The organism is Paraburkholderia gardini (assembly GCF_907164545.1).
Lineage (GTDB): Bacteria > Pseudomonadota > Gammaproteobacteria > Burkholderiales > Burkholderiaceae > Paraburkholderia > Paraburkholderia gardini.
In genome coordinates this window covers 1-17,890 of record NZ_CAJQZB010000022.1, presented here as the reverse complement: position 1 = coordinate 17,890, position 17,890 = coordinate 1, and the positions used below count along the sequence as shown (strand labels likewise).

At 62.6% G+C, this 17,890-nt stretch carries 18 protein-coding genes; 16 read left to right on the top strand and 2 right to left on the bottom strand.

From position 1 onward, the window contains the following. Positions 1-6: 6 nt before the first annotated feature. From cmk to cysM, 10 genes are all read left to right on the top strand, one after another. Positions 7-693: a (d)CMP kinase gene (gene cmk, locus LPA37_RS16235; protein ID WP_229013109.1), complete on the top strand. Its 687-nt coding sequence runs from the start codon at positions 7-9 to the stop codon at positions 691-693. Between the two features lie 177 nt (positions 694-870). After that, complete coding sequence (gene rpsA / locus LPA37_RS16230) at positions 871-2,586, top strand: 30S ribosomal protein S1 (protein ID WP_090528989.1); 1,716 nt, start codon at positions 871-873, stop codon at positions 2,584-2,586. A 22-nt stretch (positions 2,587-2,608) separates the two neighbouring features. Further along, positions 2,609-2,932 (top strand): integration host factor subunit beta, encoded by a 324-nt coding sequence (locus tag LPA37_RS16225; protein WP_228981209.1) that lies wholly within the window; start codon positions 2,609-2,611, stop codon positions 2,930-2,932. A gap of 220 nt (positions 2,933-3,152) precedes the next feature. Next, positions 3,153-3,446, top strand: a complete 294-nt coding sequence (locus LPA37_RS16220; protein ID WP_229013108.1) for a lipopolysaccharide assembly protein LapA domain-containing protein — start codon at positions 3,153-3,155, stop codon at positions 3,444-3,446. A gap of 63 nt (positions 3,447-3,509) precedes the next feature. After that, positions 3,510-4,685 (top strand): lipopolysaccharide assembly protein LapB, encoded by a 1,176-nt coding sequence (lapB, locus tag LPA37_RS16215; protein WP_229013107.1) that lies wholly within the window; start codon positions 3,510-3,512, stop codon positions 4,683-4,685. Between the two features lie 173 nt (positions 4,686-4,858). Then, on the top strand, positions 4,859-6,274 hold the full coding sequence (locus tag LPA37_RS16210) for a UDP-glucose dehydrogenase family protein (RefSeq protein WP_228981203.1): 1,416 nt from the start codon (positions 4,859-4,861) through the stop codon (positions 6,272-6,274). Beyond that, a complete protein-coding gene (gene rfaE1, locus LPA37_RS16205; RefSeq protein WP_407672539.1) occupies positions 6,228-7,229 on the top strand; it encodes a D-glycero-beta-D-manno-heptose-7-phosphate kinase in 1,002 nt (333 codons plus the stop codon). Before LPA37_RS16210 ends, rfaE1 begins: the two co-directional genes overlap by 47 nt. 84 nt (positions 7,230-7,313) lie before the next feature. Next, the gene (gene rfaD, locus LPA37_RS16200; protein WP_229013106.1) at positions 7,314-8,306 is read left to right on the top strand and encodes an ADP-glyceromanno-heptose 6-epimerase; all 993 of its coding nucleotides are present in this window, start codon (positions 7,314-7,316) and stop codon (positions 8,304-8,306) included. Between the two features lie 77 nt (positions 8,307-8,383). Continuing rightward, entirely contained in the window at positions 8,384-8,758 is a 375-nt protein-coding gene (locus LPA37_RS16195; RefSeq protein ID WP_229013105.1) for a ComEA family DNA-binding protein, read from the top strand. A 188-nt stretch (positions 8,759-8,946) separates the two neighbouring features. After that, the gene (gene cysM, locus LPA37_RS16190) at positions 8,947-9,849 is read left to right on the top strand and encodes a cysteine synthase CysM (RefSeq protein WP_228981196.1); all 903 of its coding nucleotides are present in this window, start codon (positions 8,947-8,949) and stop codon (positions 9,847-9,849) included. A 94-nt stretch (positions 9,850-9,943) separates the two neighbouring features. Here cysM and mltB read toward each other — a convergent pair whose 3' ends face one another. Then, a complete protein-coding gene (mltB, locus tag LPA37_RS16185) occupies positions 9,944-11,176 on the bottom strand; it encodes a lytic murein transglycosylase B (protein WP_229013104.1) in 1,233 nt (410 codons plus the stop codon). 194 nt (positions 11,177-11,370) lie between these two features. On the opposite strand from mltB, the gene LPA37_RS16180 reads away from it, so the two are divergent. After that, positions 11,371-12,294 (top strand): histone deacetylase family protein, encoded by a 924-nt coding sequence (locus tag LPA37_RS16180; RefSeq protein ID WP_228981191.1) that lies wholly within the window; start codon positions 11,371-11,373, stop codon positions 12,292-12,294. A 29-nt stretch (positions 12,295-12,323) separates the two neighbouring features. Here the strand turns inward: LPA37_RS16180 and LPA37_RS16175 are convergent, their stop codons facing one another. Further along, positions 12,324-13,250 carry an alpha/beta hydrolase gene (locus tag LPA37_RS16175; protein WP_407672542.1) on the bottom strand — a complete coding sequence of 309 codons (927 nt, stop codon included), beginning with the start codon at positions 13,248-13,250 and terminating at the stop codon, positions 12,324-12,326. A 228-nt stretch (positions 13,251-13,478) separates the two neighbouring features. Between LPA37_RS16175 and LPA37_RS16170 the strand changes: the two genes are divergently transcribed. From LPA37_RS16170 to LPA37_RS16150, 5 genes are all read left to right on the top strand, one after another. Beyond that, the gene (locus tag LPA37_RS16170) at positions 13,479-14,513 is read left to right on the top strand and encodes a methionine ABC transporter ATP-binding protein (RefSeq protein WP_229013103.1); all 1,035 of its coding nucleotides are present in this window, start codon (positions 13,479-13,481) and stop codon (positions 14,511-14,513) included. Beyond that, positions 14,503-15,156, top strand: coding sequence for a methionine ABC transporter permease (locus tag LPA37_RS16165; protein ID WP_228981185.1), 654 nt, complete (start codon positions 14,503-14,505; stop codon positions 15,154-15,156). The genes LPA37_RS16170 and LPA37_RS16165 overlap by 11 nt, the downstream gene beginning before the upstream one ends. Before the next feature lie 53 nt (positions 15,157-15,209). Next, on the top strand, positions 15,210-16,013 hold the full coding sequence (locus tag LPA37_RS16160) for a MetQ/NlpA family ABC transporter substrate-binding protein (RefSeq protein WP_228981184.1): 804 nt from the start codon (positions 15,210-15,212) through the stop codon (positions 16,011-16,013). Between the two features lie 287 nt (positions 16,014-16,300). Continuing rightward, positions 16,301-17,050: an electron transfer flavoprotein subunit beta/FixA family protein gene (locus LPA37_RS16155; RefSeq protein WP_229013102.1), complete on the top strand. Its 750-nt coding sequence runs from the start codon at positions 16,301-16,303 to the stop codon at positions 17,048-17,050. A 26-nt stretch (positions 17,051-17,076) separates the two neighbouring features. Continuing rightward, the coding region (locus LPA37_RS16150; protein WP_229013101.1) for an electron transfer flavoprotein subunit alpha/FixB family protein at positions 17,077-17,890 on the top strand (814 nt) is incomplete at its 3' end.

The following is a 17,890-nucleotide window of genomic DNA, read 5'->3' as shown; positions in this document are numbered from 1 at the left end:
CCCTAGATGAAACCGACCCGTCCCTTTCACCAGACGCCCGTCATCACGATCGACGGCCCGACGGCCTCCGGCAAGGGCACCGTAGCCGCGCTGGTTGCCGCGCACCTTGGCTTTCACCTGCTGGACAGCGGCGCGCTGTACCGGCTGGCGGCGCTGGCGAGCCTGCGCTACGCCATCCCGGTCGGCGATGCCGATGCGCTCGCCGGGTTGATCAACGATCTGCACATCACGTTCCGTGAAGGGCTTGCACAACTCGACGGCGCGGACGTTTCCGCGGAAATCCGCATGGAAGAGATCGGTAACCGGGCTTCCGCGATTGCGGTTCACGCGCCTGTGCGGGCCGCGCTGGTGGCGCGCCAGCGGGCGTTTCGCAAGGAGCCGGGGCTGGTCGCCGACGGCCGCGACATGGGCACGGTGATCTTCCAGGACGCGACGCTGAAGGTCTTTATGACCGCAAGCGCGGAGGCTCGCGCCGCGCGGCGGCATAAGCAATTGATCCAAAAAGGAATTTCTGCTAATATAGATGACTTGCTTCGGGATTTGCGTAAGCGTGACGAACGCGATAGTCAGCGTGCGGCCGCGCCGCTCAAGCCCGCGGCGGATGCAATGCTTCTGGATACCTCGTCGCTTTCGGTCGACCAGGCGGTCGATCAGGTGGTGCAGTGGTACCAGAGCGTAGTGGTGAAAAATTAGCAAAAAACAGTATGCGCAGTTGATTGTGTAGTGCAGTAGGTGCTTCGCGAATGGTCGTGAAGCGTGTTTTAACCCCTTAACCCCGCGTGGCATTCGTATTTTTGCCCTATTCGCCCAGCGAATTCGCTAGCCATTCCGGCCGGCAGGCAGCGCGAAAACCCGCAACTTCTGATTTTTATGTCCGACCTGCAAACCTCTACCCCGAATACCGAATCTTTTGCGGCTCTGTTCGAAGAGTCGCTGACCAAGCAGGACATGCGCGCTGGCGAAGTGATCTCCGCCGAAGTCGTGCGTGTCGACCACAACTTCGTGGTCGTGAATGCTGGTCTCAAGTCCGAAGCCTACATCCCGCTCGAAGAGTTCCTGAATGACGCGGGCGAGGTAGAAGTGCAGGCGGGCGACTTCGTTTCCGTCGCGATCGACGCGCTGGAAAACGGCTATGGCGACACGATCCTGTCGCGCGACAAGGCGAAGCGTCTGGCTTCGTGGCTGTCGCTGGAAAAGGCCCTCGACAACAACGAACTCGTGACCGGCACGATCACGGGCAAGGTCAAGGGCGGCATGACCGTCATGGTCAACGGCATCCGCGCGTTCCTGCCGGGTTCGCTCGTCGACACGCGTCCGGTCAAGGACACGACCCCGTACGAAGGCAAGACGCTGGAATTCCGCGTCATCAAGCTCGACCGCAAGCGTAACAACGTCGTGCTGTCGCGCCGTGCCGTGATCGAAGCCACTCAAGGCGAAGAGCGCGCAAAGCTGCTCGAGACGCTGAAGGAAGGCGCGATCGTGGAAGGCGTGGTCAAGAACATCACCGACTACGGCGCGTTCGTGGACCTCGGCGGTATCGACGGCCTGCTGCACATCACCGACATCGCATGGCGTCGTGTGCGTCACCCGAGCGAAGTGCTGTCGGTTGGCCAGGAAGTTACCGCGAAGATCCTCAAGTTCGATCAAGAAAAGAACCGCGTTTCGCTCGGCATCAAGCAACTCGGCGACGATCCGTGGGAAGGCATTTCCCGCCGTTACCCGTCGGGCACGCGCCTGTTCGGCAAGGTCACCAACATCACTGACTACGGCGCATTCGTCGAAGTGGAATCGGGCATCGAAGGCCTGGTTCACGTGTCGGAAATGGACTGGACGAACAAGAACGTTGCACCGTCGAAGGTTGTGCAGCTGGGCGACGAAGTCGAAGTCATGGTTCTCGAAATCGACGAAGACCGCCGCCGTATCAGCCTCGGCATGAAGCAATGCAAGCCGAACCCGTGGGACGACTTCAGCCGCAACTTCAAGAAGGGCGACAAGCTGCAAGGCGCAATCAAGTCGATCACCGACTTCGGCGTCTTCATCGGTCTGCCGGGCGGCATCGACGGCCTGGTTCACCTGTCGGACCTGTCGTGGAGCGAAACGGGCGAAGAAGCGGTTCGCAAGTACAAGAAGGGCGACGAAGTGGAAGCCATCGTTCTCGGCATCGACGTCGAGAAGGAACGCATTTCGCTGGGTATCAAGCAGCTCGAAGGCGACCCGTTCAGCAACTTCGTTGCAATGAACGACAAGGGTTCGATCGTCGACGGCGTGGTCAAGACGGTAGATGCGAAGGGTGCCGTGGTTCAGCTGTCGGCGGAAGTCGAAGGCTACCTGCGCGCTTCGGAACTGTCGCAAGACCGCGTGGAAGATGCACGCAACGTCCTGAAGGACGGCGACAAGGTCAATGCGATGATCATCAACATCGACCGCAAGTCGCGTGGCATCAACCTGTCGATCAAGGCCAAGGATTCGGCAGAGCAACAGGAAGCGATTCGCGGCCTGGCTTCGTCGGATTCGAGCTCGGCTGCAACCGGCACGACGAACCTCGGCGCGCTGCTGAAGGCCAAGCTCGACGGCCAGAACCAGTAAGCCTTAAGAGGTCTGCTGCAGTATGACCAAATCGGAATTGGTCGCCCAGCTGGCTACGCGATTTCCGCAACTTGTACTCAAAGATGCGGATTTTGCGGTGAAGACGATGCTTGATGCGATGTCGGAGGCGCTTGCCAGCGGTCATCGCATCGAAATTCGTGGCTTCGGCAGCTTCGGCTTGAACCGTCGTCCTTCCCGCGTCGGACGCAATCCGAAATCGGGCGAAAAGGTGCTGGTACCTGAGAAGTACGTACCGCACTTCAAGCCTGGCAAGGAATTGCGCGAGCGCGTCGATGGTCGCGCGGGCGAGCCGTTGAAAGCCGAGTCGCCGGACGACGATCTGTGAGATTCAGCAGCGTCGTCAGCGTCCAGTGCAGACGGCAAAGACCAGAAAAAGCGCCTTCGGGCGCTTTTTTTTCGTCTGTCCCGTCTGTCATTCCCCGGCGGTTCGTGCCTCACGGGGAACGCTTCATTTACAATACGGGTCACTTCGGCGCGGGCAATTCCGTGGCGCGACGCGTCATCAGGCCAGCGTCATCTCGCAACTGCCGTCAAGAGACTAATTCATGAAATTTATCGTCTGGTTGATCCGCGTTCTGGTGTTCGTGCTGCTGCTGGTGCTCGCGTTCGCCAATACGCAACCCGCCACGCTGAATTTCCTCGCCGGTTATGCGTGGCAGGCGCCGCTGATCCTGATCGGTCTCGCGTTCTTCGTCGTCGGGCTGCTGGCGGGTCTGTTGTCGTCGATGCCGGCCGTGGTCCGCCTGCGATTCGAGAACGGCCGTCTGAGACGCGAGTTGCGCGCCGCGCGCGAAACGCCTGTGGTTGTCGAAGAACCACCGCTGCCGCCGCTGATCTAGTTTTCTTCCTGCCGCGTGCGGTTGCGCACGCTGGCGTTCAATTCCCACTTCCGAACAATTCGCATGGATCTGGATTTCTGGTGGCTGCTCGTCATACCCGTCGCGTTCGCGTTCGGCTGGATGGCGGCGCGGTATGACCTCAAAGCGTTGCTGTCCGAAAGCGCCAACCTTCCGCGTTCGTATTTTCGCGGCCTGAACTTCCTGCTGAACGAGCAGCCGGACCAGGCCATCGATGCGTTCATCGAAGTCGTGAAGCTCGATCCTGAAACCATCGAACTGCATTTCGCGCTGGGTAACCTGTTCCGGCGTCGCGGCGAAACCGACCGCGCGATCCGGGTGCACCAGAACCTGTTGAGCCGGGCGGATCTGCCTGTCACCGAGCGCGACCATGCGTTGTTCGAGCTTGGACAGGATTTCCTGAAGGCGGGCCTGCTCGATCGCGCGGAGGAAACGTTCCGCTCGCTCAAGTCGGGTGATTACGCGCTGGGCGCACAGCGCGCGCTTCTCACGATCTATGGGATCGAGAAGGACTGGAACAAGTCGATCGATACTGCACGCCAGCTCGAAACGATGGGCTCGGAGTCGCTCGAAAAGGAAATCGCGCAGTTTCATTGCGAGCTCGCGCAGGAAGCGCTGCAGCAGAAGAATGTCGAAGAAGCGCGCCGGCAGCTCGGCCTCGCGTTAAAGGCGAATCCGCAGAGCGTGCGCGCGACAATTCTGTCTGGCGACGTCGATGCAGCGGGCGGCGCGCAGGAAGCGGCGATCGCGCAGTGGCTGCGTGTCGAGGCGCAGAATCCGGCGTATCTGCCGCTCGTGGCGGAAAAACTGCTGAAGGCATATCAGGCGCTCGGTCGGGGCGAAGAAGGCGCGGATCTGATGGCCACGTGGATCGACCGTTACCCGTCGAACGATCTGCTTGACGTCGCGTACCAGCATGTCGCCGCGTTGCGCGGACTCGATGCGGCACATGCGCTGGCGCGCGCGCAGATGCAGAAGTCGCCGAATCTGGCGGGAATGACGCGTCTGCTCGAGGCTCAGCAGTCGACGGCCGAAGAGCCGCGTCGCAGCGAGCTGGAACTGATGCGCACGTTGATCCGGCAGCGCACGAAGAACCTGCCGCGCTACACGTGCCAGAATTGTGGATTCCGGGCGCGCCTTTTTTATTGGCAATGCCCGGGCTGCAGCGGTTGGGAGACCTATGCGCCGCGCCGGGTAGAGCCGATCACTGCGTCGAACTGAATATCGGGCGAGGGCCTTCGCTTGGGGGGGGGCGTCGCTATCGGAACAGCATCTACAGTCAGGGGCGCCGCGCATGCGTGATGCGCCGCTGGCACTGGCGAGATGCCCCGGGCGGCGAACGCCGCTCTCTGTAACAACAGGATTCGCCAGATGAATCCAATACCGGAGCGCGTATGAAAGTCACTATCATCGGCACGGGCTACGTCGGCCTTGTCACGGGCGCGTGTCTCGCCGAAATCGGCAACGACGTGTTCTGTCTCGACGTCGACCAGCGCAAGATCGACATTCTCAATAGCGGTGGCGTGCCGATCCACGAGCCGGGTCTGCAGGAGATGATCGCGCGTACGCGCGCGGCTGGGCGCATCCAGTTTTCGACGGACGTCGAAGCGAGCGTCGCGCACGGCGAAGTGCAGTTCATCGCGGTCGGCACGCCGCCCGATGAAGACGGCTCGGCCGATCTGCAATACGTGCTCGAAGCGGCCCGCAATATCGGCCGCCACATGACCGACTACAAGGTGATCGTCGATAAATCGACGGTGCCGGTCGGCACGGCCCAACGCGTGCAGGGCGTGATCAACGAGGAACTCGCGAAACGGGGTCTCGCGGGTAGCGCGGAGCATCAATTCTCGGTGGTGTCGAATCCGGAGTTCCTGAAGGAAGGCGCCGCCGTCGACGACTTCATGCGCCCCGATCGCATCGTACTCGGCAGCGACGACGACGAAGCCGGCATGCGTGCGCGCGAAAAGATGAAGCGTCTGTACGCGCCGTTCAACCGTAACCACGAACGCACGCTTTACATGGATGTCCGTTCGGCCGAATTTACGAAGTACGCGGCGAATGCGATGCTGGCGACGCGCATCTCGTTCATGAACGAGATGGCGAACCTGGCGGATCGCGTCGGTGCGGATATCGAAGCGGTGCGTCGCGGTATCGGTTCGGACCCGCGTATCGGCTACCACTTTCTGTATGCGGGTTGCGGCTATGGCGGTTCGTGTTTCCCGAAGGACGTGCAGGCGCTGATCCGTACGGCGGCCGGGACGGGCCCGGGTCTGCGCATTCTCGAAGCGGTCGAGGAAGTGAATCACGAGCAGAAGGAAGTCCTCGTGCGCAAGATCACGAAGATGCTTGGCGACGACCTGACGGGCCGTACGTTCGCCGTCTGGGGGCTCGCGTTCAAGCCGAATACCGACGACATGCGCGAAGCGCCGAGCCGTCGCGTGATCGCTGATCTGCTCGCGCGCGGCGCGGCGGTGCGTGCGTACGATCCGGTCGCGGTGGATGAAGCGCGACGTGTTTTAAATCTCGATCTCGGTCACGAGCCCGCGCAACTCGCGCGGCTGCATTTCACCGCGACGCAGGACGAGACGCTTTCCGGCGCGGATGCCCTCGTGATCGTCACGGAATGGAAGGAGTTCAAGAGCCCGGATTTTGTCCATCTGAAGGCGGTGCTCAAGTCGCCGCTGATTTTCGACGGCCGCAACCTGTATGAACCTGGAGCGATGGCCGAGCTCGGCATCGACTATCACTCGATTGGACGTCCGCATGCCGAACTTTCCGAATCTACGGTCAGCACCTCATCCGATGCCTGAGCACGCCATGCCCATTCCCGATGTGGGCGTCGTCCCGCGCGCCCAGCTCGCGGGTGCCCGCGTTCTCGTGGTCGGCGATGTGATGCTGGACCGCTACTGGTTCGGCGACGTCAACCGCATTTCGCCTGAAGCGCCGGTGCCCGTCGTTCATGTGCAGAAGCAGGAAGACCGGCTGGGCGGTGCGGCGAACGTCGCGCGCAATGCGGTCGCGCTCGGTGCGCAGACGGGCTTGTTGTGCGTCGTCGGTCACGACGAGCCGGGCGAGCGCGTCGTGCAACTGCTTCAGGATAGCGGCGTGGCGGCTCATCTCGAGCGCGACCCGGCGCTCCTGACCACGATCAAGTTACGTGTGCTTTCGCGTCAGCAGCAACTGCTGCGCGTCGATTTCGAGAACACACCGGCGCATGAAATCCTGCTTGCGGGTCTCGCGCGCTTCGACGAACTGCTGCCTTCTCACGACGTGATCCTGATGTCGGATTACGCAAAGGGTGGTCTTACGCACGTGACGCAGATGATCGCGCACGCACGCACGGCCGGCAAACCGGTGCTGGTCGACCCGAAGGGCGACGACTGGGAACGCTATCGCGGCGCCACGCTGATCACGCCGAATCGCGCGGAGCTGCGCGAGGTGGTCGGGCAGTGGAAGTCGGAGGATGACCTGCATGCGCGCGTGGCGGCGTTGCGCGCGTCGCTCGACTTCAAGGCGCTGCTGCTGACGCGCTCGGAGGAGGGCATGACGCTCTTCACCGACGAAGGCGTGCTGCACGCTTCGGCCGTTGCACGCGAAGTGTATGATGTCTCGGGTGCGGGCGACACCGTGATCGCCACGCTCGCCGTCATGCTCGGCGCCGGCCTGTCGCTCGTCGAAGCCGTCGGGCTCGCGAATCGCGCAGCCGGCATCGTGGTCGGCAAACTCGGCACCGCTACCGTCGACTACGACGAACTCTTTCAATGATGTCGCGCACCGCCCGACCTTCGCGCTCCACCGCGACACCGGCGGCGGGTTGCGAAGGCTGAACCTCATTTCTGCAGGACGACCATGACCCTCATCGTCACCGGCGCGGCCGGTTTTATCGGCAGCAATCTCGTCAAGGCGCTCAACGAACGCGGCGAACAACGGATCATCGCCGTGGATAACCTCACGCGCGCCGACAAGTTCAAGAACCTCGTCGATTGCGAAATCGATGACTACCTCGACAAGACCGAATTCGTCGAGCGCTTTACGCGCGGTGATTTCGGCAAGGTGCGTGCGGTGTTTCACGAAGGCGCCTGCTCGGACACGATGGAAGCCGACGGCCGCTACATGATGGACAACAACTTCCGCTACAGCCGTGCGGTGCTCGACGCCTGCCAGGCGCAGGGCGCGCAGTTCCTGTACGCGTCGTCGGCGGCTACCTATGGCGGGTCGAGCCGCTTCGTCGAGGAGCGCGAAGTGGAGAAACCGCTGAACGTATACGGCTACTCGAAATTCCTGTTCGATCAGGTGATCCGCCGCGTGCTGCCGACGGCGACCAGCCAGATCGCCGGCTTTCGGTACTTCAACGTGTACGGCCAGCGCGAGACGCACAAGGCGCGCATGGCGTCGGTGGCGTTTCATAACTTCAACCAGTTCCGCTCGGAAGGCAAGGTCAAGCTGTTCGGCGAGTACAACGGCTACAACCCGGGTGAACAGACGCGCGATTTCGTTTCGGTCGAAGACGTCGTGAAGGTGAACCTGTTCTTCTTCGATCATCCGGAGAAGTCGGGCATCTTCAACCTTGGCAGCGGCCGTGCACAGCCGTTCAACGATATCGCTTCGACGGTGGTCAACACGCTGCGTGCGCTGAATAGCGAGCCGGCGCTCTCGCTCGCGGAGCAGGTGCAACGCGGGCTGATCGAGTACATTCAGTTTCCCGATGCGCTGCGCGGCAAGTATCAGTGCTTCACGCAGGCGGACCTCACGAAGCTGCGTGCGGCCGGCTACGACGCGCCGTTCCTGAGTGTGCAGGAAGGGGTCGATCGCTACGTACGTTGGCTGTTCGGCCAGCTTTAACGCCTTCCTGCACATCAATACACTGGGGTCTCCTGGTCGGCGGCAGTCGCCGGCCGGTTGTTCAAGGGAGATTCCACATGTTCAAAAAATTTCTGGTTCTGACGGCACTGCTCGCTTCGTTCGGTCACGCGTTTGCATCGGTGGACGTCAACACCGCCAATGAGGACGCGTTGCGCGGTGTCAAGGGCATCGGCCCCGCACGCGCCAGGGCAATTCTCGACGAACGCACCGCACACGGCCCGTTCAAGGACGCCGCCGATCTCGGCAAGCGCGTAAAGGGCATGGGCGGTCATACGGTCGAGCGGCTCCAGTCTGAAGGCCTCGCGGTCGGACCCGCTGGTGCGCAGGCTACCGCTTCCGCGTCGGGCAAACCGGCGCCAGCCGCAGCGGGTACAGCTACCGCCGCGAACGCGAAGAAAGACAGTACGACCACCGTCGCGGTGAAGAAGTAACCTGAATCAGGCGGCCACGTGTGTGTGCAAGAGCGCGCGGCCGCCTGCCTGAAAGTGGAGCATCCGGTTCTGGGGTGAAGCACGGCGTAATGCGCGTCCATCCACACGGCCAAAAGGGCCACCCGGCAGGCGGGGGCATGGTGGTTTAGAATCGCTGGATTCCGCGCATCGCTTTCCAGGCATTCGATATGGCTTACAAAACAATTGAAGACACGATTGGCAATACGCCGCTCGTTCAGCTTGTCCGCCTTCCGGACGACGAAATCCGTAGCCGCAACAACGTGATTCTCGGCAAGCTCGAAGGCAACAATCCGGCGGGTTCCGTGAAGGACCGCCCGGCGCTTTCGATGATCAGAAAGGCAGAAGAGCGCGGCCGCATCAAGCCGGGCGATACGCTGATCGAATCGACAAGCGGAAATACCGGCATCGCGCTGGCCATGGCTGCGGCGGTCCGCGGGTACAAGATGATGCTGGTCATGCCTGAAGACCTGTCGGTCGAACGACGTCAGAGCATGGCGGCGTACGGCGCGGAGATCGTTCTCACGCCCGTCACGGGTGGCATGGAATACGCACGTGACCTCGCCGAGCAGATGCAACGCGAAGGCAAGGGCACAATCCTCGACCAGTTCTCCAATCCCGACAATCCACTTGCTCATTACGAGACGACTGGCCCGGAAATCTGGCAGGACACGGAAGGCCGCATCACGCATTTCGTTTCGGCGATGGGCACCACGGGCACGATCATGGGCGTGTCGCAGTACCTGAAGGAAAAGAACGAGTCGATCGAAATTATCGGTGCGCAACCGGAAGAAGGTTCGCGCATTCCGGGCATCCGCAAATGGCCTGAAGCGTATCTGCCGAAGATCTTCGATCGCAGCCGCGTGGATCGCGTCGAGAACGTGAGTCAGGCAGCGTCCGAAGCGATGGCGCGGCGTATGGCCGCCGTGGAAGGCATCTTCTGCGGCATCTCCGCGGCAGGCGCGTGCGAAGTCGCCTTGCGTATCGCGCGGCAGGTCGAAAACGCGACGATCGTGTTTGTCGTGTGCGATCGCGGTGACCGCTATCTGTCGACCGGGGTGTTCCCCGCCTGATCGCGGTCGGCCTTCCCGTCTGGCATCGCCAATAAAAAAGCGCCGGCTCCGGCGCTTTTTTTATTCTACGGCGCGACCTTCACGCTCCGGCGGATTACTGCGCGTTCGCGCCCGATGCTGCCGTGCTGCTCGAATTCGCGCCGGCGGCCGTTTCGCTCGCGATCTGTGCCTTGATGCGCTCCCCCAGCTGATACACGGCCAGCGCGTAGAAGAAGCTGCGGTTGTAGCGCGTGAGTACGTAGAAGTTTTTCAAACCCAGCATGTATTCGGTCGCGCGGCCCGGCGTCGGCAGATCGATCATCGCGACCGGCGTGCCGGCTTCCGATGCGATATCGAGCCCCGGCTCGTTCATCAGCATGCCCGCGCGCAGCAGTTGCTGAAGCGGCCAGTGCGGTTCAGGCTGCCCGTCGGCGGCGGCCTGCGCGACGCCGAGGCTGCCCGTGTCCGACGCAATCTTCCATACCACCGGACGGCCCGTTTCCCAGCCGTTCTGTTTAAGATAATTCGCGACGCTACCAATCGCATCCGCCTGGCTCGTGCGCAGATCGATCTGCTTGTTGCCGTCGAAGTCGACCGCGTATTGCACGATGCTGCTTGGCAGGAACTGCGGAATGCCGATGGCGCCCGTGTACGAGCCGAGCACCGAGGTGGGATCGATCTGGGCGTCGCGCGTCCAGACCAGGTAGTCTGCGAGATTCTTGCGGAACGTCGTCTGACGGTCGGCGCGATTCGGGGTGTTGGGGTAGTCGAAGGTTAGCGTGGTGAGCGCATCGAGCACACGGAAGTTGCCCATGTAGCGCCCGTAAATGGTTTCGACGCCGATGATGCCCACGATCACTTCCGGCGGCACGCCGAACTGCTCATAGGCGCGCTGCAACGTCGCCTGGTTCGCGCGCCAGAAGCGCACTCCCGCGTTGATTCGCACCGTATCCAGGAAGCGCGACTGATACACCCGCCAGTTTTTCACCGAAGGCGACGGCGAAGGTGTCACGAGTTTCACCGCTGTCGCCGAGTAGCTCGTGTGCGCGAACAGCGTGTGCAGCGTGGCGGAATCGAAATCGTAGCGTGCGACCATGTCGTTGATGAACGCGTCGACGTTCGGATTGTTCGCGTAGCGTTGCGGAACGATCTCTTCCTCGAAGGTTTGCCCCTGAGGCACGGGCTGCTCCGGTAAACCCTGCGCGACGAGCACGGGTGCTTTTGCCCGGGCAGTCTGCGCCAGCACCGCGGGCGATGCGATGAACGCGCATGCGGCGACGGACAGCGCGGCGGCAACGTTCGTTACGCGAAGCCGGTTTCGTGCGGACAGGGCAAGCTTGACGATCATAGGGCAGGGGTCGGTTCGGTGCGAAGGGTTCGGCGCAGTATACCCGACGGCATTCGCAAAACCATGGCCAGAGCGCGTCGCGGCGATCCGTTGTGGTAACTTGATGCCTGATACGCGTGCCACGTGCGGCGCGCGCAAACGGAAGGAGACATGTCGCGCTGGCTTTGATCGCCAGGCGGCAGAAGAACACGCTCATGGCAACAGGCTTCTATTCCCACAACGACTGTCTGCTGCACGAAATGGGGCAATGGCATCCCGAGTGTCCGGCGCGCCTGCAGGCAATCGAAGACCAGCTGATCGCAAGTCGCATCGGTTCGCTCATCGAGCGCGAATCGCCGCCGCTCGCCGACGATGACGCGCTACTGCGCGTGCATACCCAGGCGCATGTGGACTACATTCGCGCATGCTCGCCGGATGGGGGTTACGCCGCGATCGATCCTGACACAACGATGAATGCGCACACGTTGCAGGCCGCGTTGCGCGCGGCGGGCGCGGCGGTCGCGGCCACCGACGCCGTCATAGAAGGCCGCTACGACAACGCGTTCTGCAGCGTGCGTCCGCCCGGTCACCACGCGGAGCCGGCACGCGCCATGGGCTTCTGCTTCTTCAACAACGTCGCGATCGCCGCGCGTCACGCGCTCGAGGTGCACGGCCTCGCGCGCGTCGCGATCATCGATTTCGACGTGCATCACGGCAACGGCACCGAAGCCGCGTTTGCCGGTGACTCACGTGTGCTGATGTGCAGCTTCTTCCAGCATCCGTTCTATCCGTTCACGGGCGCCGACAACCAGGCGGCGAATATGGTCAACGTGCCGCTCGCCGCGCGCACGGGCGGCATGGTCATGCGCGAAGCCGTCGACCTGATGTGGCTGCCGCGGCTTCATGAGTTCAAGCCGGAAATGCTCTTTGTGTCGGCGGGATTCGACGCGCATCGCGAAGACGACCTCGGCAACATGGGCCTCGTCGAAGACGACTACACATGGTTGACCCAGCAGATCCGGGATATCGCAGCCCGCTACGCGCAAGGACGCATCGTCAGCACGCTGGAAGGCGGCTACAACCTCTCGGCGCTCGGGCGCAGCGTCGTGGCGCACGTCCGGGCACTGGCCGACATCTGAGCGACATCTGAAGCCTGCACGCCAGTGCGTCAGCCCGCACGCGCCAGGATCCACTGGATCAGGGCGCTGATTACCCGATCGCGGTCCAGGTCGTTCATCGTCTCGTGATAGCTGTCGTTATAGAGCGTGAGTGTCTTGTCCGGCGAGCCGGCGTGCGCGCCGAAGTCGCGGCTGCCATCGGGCTCGGTGAGTCTGTCCGCGGTGCCGTGCCAGACCAGCAGCGGCAGACGCAACGACGCGCGACCGCGTTCGATCCGTGTCATCGCATCGAGAATTTCCGCGCCTGTGCGTGCGGGTACCGCGGCGTGATGCACCAGCGGATCGCCACGGTTCGCCTCCACGACCGCCGGGTCGCGCGAGAGCAGCGACGCATCGATCTTCATCGCCGGAAACCGGGGCCACACGCGGCTGATGATGCGGCTCATCGTGATCATCCAGCGCGGCACATCGCGGCCCGCGGCGAGCGCCGGGCTCGACAGGATCAACCCATGCAGCTTCGGGCCGTTGCCGGCGGCGCGCTCGATCGCATGGAGCGCGGCGACCGTGCCGCCCATGCTGTGGCCCATCAGGAAGAGCGGCGTTCCGGGCCGGGATGCCACGCTGAGCAGGGTGTCGGCATCGTCGAGATAGTCGTCGAAGCGCTTGATCCAGACGCGCGCGCCGGATGCCAGCCCGTGTCCGCGCAGATCGATCGCGACCAGTTCGATGCCCACGGCGTTCAGTTCGTGGGCAAGTGCCGTGTAGCGGCCCGCGTGTTCGGCAAGCCCATGGACCAGCGCGACGGTCGCACGCGGTGTGCCTTCAGGCGTCCACCGGTAGAGCGCCAACCCGGCGCCGTCGCGCGTGGTGACGCGCGAAATCGCGGCGACCGGCGCTGACGGCAAAGCTCCGTCCCGTGTCGCGGACGTGTCGGCTGCATGTGAAGTGATCTCTGTCACTGCTGTCTCCAGTCTCATTATTCTGATCCGACCGATCATAGCGGCGAGCACCCGGCCGACGTGAGGAACCTGTGTGGTGCGATCCTCTAATGCCTGCAGGTTATGAAAAGATCGTAATTGATTATTAAAGAGAATGATGCCGATGCGGTAAAATCCCGGCTCAAATCCCAATAAAAGCAACGGCGGCTGGGTGTCGGAGCGCAAAACGCTCGTCGGACAGAACCAACCGCCGTTTCGTTTTTCCACATGATCGAACTTCGCAATATTTCGCAGCGTTTCGCGGGGCCCAGAGGCTGGGTCGAAGCACTGCATAACGTCAATCTGGCCATTCCGCCTGGCGAGGTGTTCGGCATCATCGGGCGCAGTGGCGCGGGCAAGAGCACGCTGGTGCGCACGATCAACCTGCTGACCCGTCCGACCGAAGGCAATATCGTCGTCAACGGTCGCGATCTGACGACGCTGCCCGCCGCGCAACTGCGCGAGGCGCGCCGCGAGATCGGCATGATCTTCCAGCATTTCAACCTGCTGTCCTCGCGTACGGTCTACGAGAACGTCGCGCTGCCGCTCGAACTCGCCGGCATGAAGCGCGCCGAAATCGAGTTGACGGTGTTGCCGCTGCTCGAACTCGTCGGCCTGTCGGCGCAGCAGGATCGCTACCCGGCGCAAATCAGCGGCGGTCAGAAGCAGCGTGTCGGCATCGCGCGTGCGCTCGCGAGCAAGCCGAAAGTGCTGCTCTCCGATGAAGCGACGTCCGCGCTCGACCCTGAAACCACGCGCTCCATTCTCGATCTGCTCAGGCGTATCAACCGCGAACTCGGTTTGACGGTGGTCCTGATCACGCATCAGATGGAGGTGATCAAGCAGGTCTGCGATCGCGTCGCGGTGCTGGATGCCGGGCGCGTCGTCGAAGAGGGCAAGGTCATCGATGTGTTTCTGCAGCCGCACCACGAAGTCACGCGCGCGCTGATTGGCGACGTGATCGCCCAGGAACTGCCGCCGGCGATGAAGGCGCGCGTCGCCGAACGTTTGAAGACGGGCAGCGGTCATCTGCTGCGTCTTGCGTTCACCGGTTCGGGCGTCGACCAGCCGATCCTGTCGGAGACGATTCGGCGCTACGAACTGGATTTCAACATCCTGCACGGCCAGATCGACGAGATTCAGGGCCAGGCATTCGGCTCGCTCGCGGTGCTCGCGGGCGGACAGCCCACCAGGGTCGCCGAAGCGATCGTGTATCTTCGCGAACAGGGTGTGGTGGTCGAGGAGCTGTCGTATGTTGAGTGAAATGTTCGATATGTTCGTGCAGTCGTTCTGGGAAACGCTCGTGATGGTGGGCATTTCCGGACTGGTCGGCGCGCTGGTGGGTTTGCCGCTCGGCGTGCTGCTGTATCTGACGGATCGCGACGGCGTGCTGCAGAACATCGGCGTGAATCGCGTGATGGGCGTGGTCGTCAACGCCGTGCGTTCGACGCCGTTCATCATCCTGCTGGTCGCGGTGATTCCTTTTACCCGGCTGATCGTCGGCTCGTCGATCGGCACGGCCGCCGCGGTCGTGCCGCTGACGATCGCCGCCGCGCCGTTCATCGCGCGTCTGGTCGAGACGGCGCTGCGCGAAGTCGACCGCGGGCTGATCGAAGCCGCGCAGGCGATGGGCGCGACGACCAGCCAGATCGTCTTCAAGGTGCTGTTGCCGGAATCGCTGCCGGGCGTGATCGCCGGCCTCACGATCACGTTCGTTTCGCTGGTCGGCTATTCGGCGATGGCCGGTGCGATCGGCGGCGGCGGTCTCGGCGACCTTGGCATCCGCTATGGATATCAACGGTTCCTGCCGCAGGTCATGCTGACGGTCGTCGTCATCCTGATCGTGTTCGTGCAAGTGGTGCAGTCGTTCGGGGATTGGCTCGTGCGTCGTCTGAGCCATAAATAACAAAGGCTTTGCCCTTCACGGGTAGTCGCTCATACAGATTGGAAAGGTCAGTCATGCAACGTCGTTTTGTTCTCAAGCTCGCCGCCGTGCTCGGCGCCGCATCGGTATTCGCCTCGACCGCGACGCTCGCCCAGGCGGACGAAACCATCAAGGTCGGCGTCACGGGCGGCCCGCATGCGCAGATCATGGAAGTCGTCAAATCGGTCGCCGCGAAGAACGGGTTGAACATCAAGATCGTCGAATTCTCGGATTACGTGCAGCCGAACGCGGCGCTGGCCGGCGGCGATCTCGATGCCAACAGCTACCAGCACGACCCGTATCTGCAGGCGCAGGTGAAGGACCGCGGCTACAAACTGATCCGCGTGGCCGATACCGTCACGTACCCGATGGGCATCTATTCGAAGAAGATCAAGACGCTGGCCGAACTGAAGCCCGGCTCGAAGATCGCGGTGCCGAACGACCCGACCAATGGCGGCCGTGCATTGCTGCTGCTGCAAAAGCAGGGCCTGCTGAAACTGCGCGCCGATGCCGGTCTGAAGGCGACACCGCTCGATATCGTCGAGAACCCGAGGAAGCTGAAGATCGTCGAACTCGACGCCGCGCAGATTCCGCGTTCGCTGAACGACGTCGACGCCGCCGCGATCAACACGAACTTCGCGATGGAAGCGGGTCTGAAGCCGAGGCAGGACGCGATCGCGATCGAAGACGCGAACGGTCCGTACGTGAACATCATCGCGATCCGCGAAGCCGACAGGAACAAGCCTTGGGTCGCGAAGCTGGTGGCCGCGTACCATTCGCCGGAGGTGAAGCAGTTCGTCGACGGCAAGTTCGGCGGCGCGGTCATCACGGCCTGGTAAGGCCTGACAGGCCCGGTGGGCGTTATGGGTGTGAGATCGGGTTATCCGCCGCGCCCGGCAGTCAAGGCAAGTGCCGACCGTATGCAATCTCGAACTTAGAGGCATCGGGCATAACCCGGGCTTGTCGTCCGGGTTTTTTTGATATTAAAATAGAACGATCGTTCGCTAAACCTGTAGCATTGCGCAGGGGCGATATTTCCGATGCAGACAGCCTGCGGGCGGTTGCTGTGAGGGCAGTCGTTATAATGACCGTCGGGTTGACGTATTCGTAACTTTGGAGCGTGTGCATGAAGATCCTGGTGCCAGTCAAGAGAGTGGTCGATTACAACGTGAAAGTCCGGGTGAAGTCGGACGGTACGGGTGTCGACATCGCGAACGTGAAGATGTCGATGAATCCGTTCGACGAGATCGCGGTGGAAGAAGCGGTGCGCCTGAAGGAAGCGGGCGTGGCGACTGAAGTGATCGCCGTATCGTGTGGCGTGACGCAATGTCAGGAAACGCTGCGCACGGCGCTGGCGATTGGCGCGGACCGCGCGATCCTGATCGAGTCGAATGAAGAGCTGCAGCCGCTGGCCGTTGCCAAGCTGCTCAAGGCGCTGGTCGACAGGGAACAGCCCCAGCTGGTGATCCTCGGCAAGCAGGCGATCGACGACGATTCGAACCAGACCGGCCAGATGCTGGCTGCGCTGGCGAACCTGCCACAGGCGACGTTTGCGTCGAAGGTGGTGGTGGCGGACGGCCGCGCGACGGTCGCACGCGAAGTGGATGGCGGCGCTGAAACGCTGTCGCTGACGCTGCCGGCGGTGGTCACGACCGACCTGCGCCTGAATGAGCCGCGCTACGTGACGCTGCCCAACATCATGAAGGCGAAGAAGAAGCCGCTGGAGACGCTCAAGCCGGAAGACCTCGGCGTTGATGTGACGCCGCGTCTGAAGACGCTGAAGGTGGTCGAGCCGCCGAAGCGCAGCGCCGGCGTCAAGGTTGCCGACGTGAAGACGCTGGTCGAGAAGCTGAAGACCGAAGCCAAGGTGCTTTGATCACGAACACGCAGGAGACGGACGAAATGACGAATCTGGTAATAGCAGAGCACGACGGCGCATCGATCAAGGCGGCGACGCTGAACACGATCGCTGCGGCACAGAAGATCGGCGGTGATATTCACGTGCTGGTGGCGGGCCACAACGCGCAGGGCGCGGCGGACGCGGCAGCGAAGATCGCGGGCGTGAGCAAGGTGCTGCTGGCCGACGCGCCGCAACTCGAAGCGGGCCTGGCGGAAAACGTCACAGCGACGGTGCTGTACATCGCGAAGAACTATTCGCACATCCTCGCGCCGGCGACTGCCTGTGGCAAGAACATCGCGCCGCGCATCGCCGCGAAGCTGGACGTCGCGCAGATCAGCGACATCACGGCTGTAGACAGCGCCGACACGTTCGAGCGCCCGATCTACGCGGGTAACGCGATCGCGACGGTGCAATCGGCTGACCCGATCAAGGTCATCACGGTACGTACGACCGGTTTCGACCCGGTTGCAGCAGAAGGCGGCAGCGCGACGGTCGAGAAGATCGAAGCGGCAGCCGATACGGGCCTGTCGCAGTTCGTAAGCCGCGAAGTGACGAAGCTGGACCGGCCGGAGCTGACCTCGGCGAAGATCATCGTGTCGGGCGGGCGAGGGCTGGGCAGTGGCGAGAACTACACGAAGGTGCTCGAGCCGCTCGCGGACAGGCTGAACGCAGCGCTGGGCGCCTCGCGTGCAGCAGTCGATGCGGGTTTCGTGCCGAACGACTACCAGGTGGGCCAGACCGGCAAGATCGTGGCGCCGCAACTGTACGTGGCGGTGGGCATCTCGGGTGCGATCCAGCATCTGGCGGGCATGAAGG

Coding starts and splice junctions, on each gene's coding strand:
- LPA37_RS16220 (WP_229013108.1), top strand. CDS start 3,153: ATGAAATTTATCGTCTGGTTGATCCGCGTTCTGGTGTTCGTGCTGCTG.
- LPA37_RS16180 (WP_228981191.1), top strand. CDS start 11,371: ATGGCAACAGGCTTCTATTCCCACAACGACTGTCTGCTGCACGAAATG.
- rfaE1 (WP_407672539.1), top strand. CDS start 6,228: ATGCCGAACTTTCCGAATCTACGGTCAGCACCTCATCCGATGCCTGAG.
- LPA37_RS16210 (WP_228981203.1), top strand. CDS start 4,859: ATGAAAGTCACTATCATCGGCACGGGCTACGTCGGCCTTGTCACGGGC.
- LPA37_RS16165 (WP_228981185.1), top strand. CDS start 14,503: ATGTTGAGTGAAATGTTCGATATGTTCGTGCAGTCGTTCTGGGAAACG.
- LPA37_RS16195 (WP_229013105.1), top strand. CDS start 8,384: ATGTTCAAAAAATTTCTGGTTCTGACGGCACTGCTCGCTTCGTTCGGT.
- LPA37_RS16175 (WP_407672542.1), bottom strand. CDS start 13,250: ATGAGACTGGAGACAGCAGTGACAGAGATCACTTCACATGCAGCCGAC.
- rfaD (WP_229013106.1), top strand. CDS start 7,314: ATGACCCTCATCGTCACCGGCGCGGCCGGTTTTATCGGCAGCAATCTC.
- cysM (WP_228981196.1), top strand. CDS start 8,947: ATGGCTTACAAAACAATTGAAGACACGATTGGCAATACGCCGCTCGTT.
- mltB (WP_229013104.1), bottom strand. CDS start 11,176: ATGATCGTCAAGCTTGCCCTGTCCGCACGAAACCGGCTTCGCGTAACG.
- LPA37_RS16155 (WP_229013102.1), top strand. CDS start 16,301: ATGAAGATCCTGGTGCCAGTCAAGAGAGTGGTCGATTACAACGTGAAA.
- rpsA (WP_090528989.1), top strand. CDS start 871: ATGTCCGACCTGCAAACCTCTACCCCGAATACCGAATCTTTTGCGGCT.
- LPA37_RS16170 (WP_229013103.1), top strand. CDS start 13,479: ATGATCGAACTTCGCAATATTTCGCAGCGTTTCGCGGGGCCCAGAGGC.
- lapB (WP_229013107.1), top strand. CDS start 3,510: ATGGATCTGGATTTCTGGTGGCTGCTCGTCATACCCGTCGCGTTCGCG.
- LPA37_RS16225 (WP_228981209.1), top strand. CDS start 2,609: ATGACCAAATCGGAATTGGTCGCCCAGCTGGCTACGCGATTTCCGCAA.
- LPA37_RS16160 (WP_228981184.1), top strand. CDS start 15,210: ATGCAACGTCGTTTTGTTCTCAAGCTCGCCGCCGTGCTCGGCGCCGCA.
- cmk (WP_229013109.1), top strand. CDS start 7: ATGAAACCGACCCGTCCCTTTCACCAGACGCCCGTCATCACGATCGAC.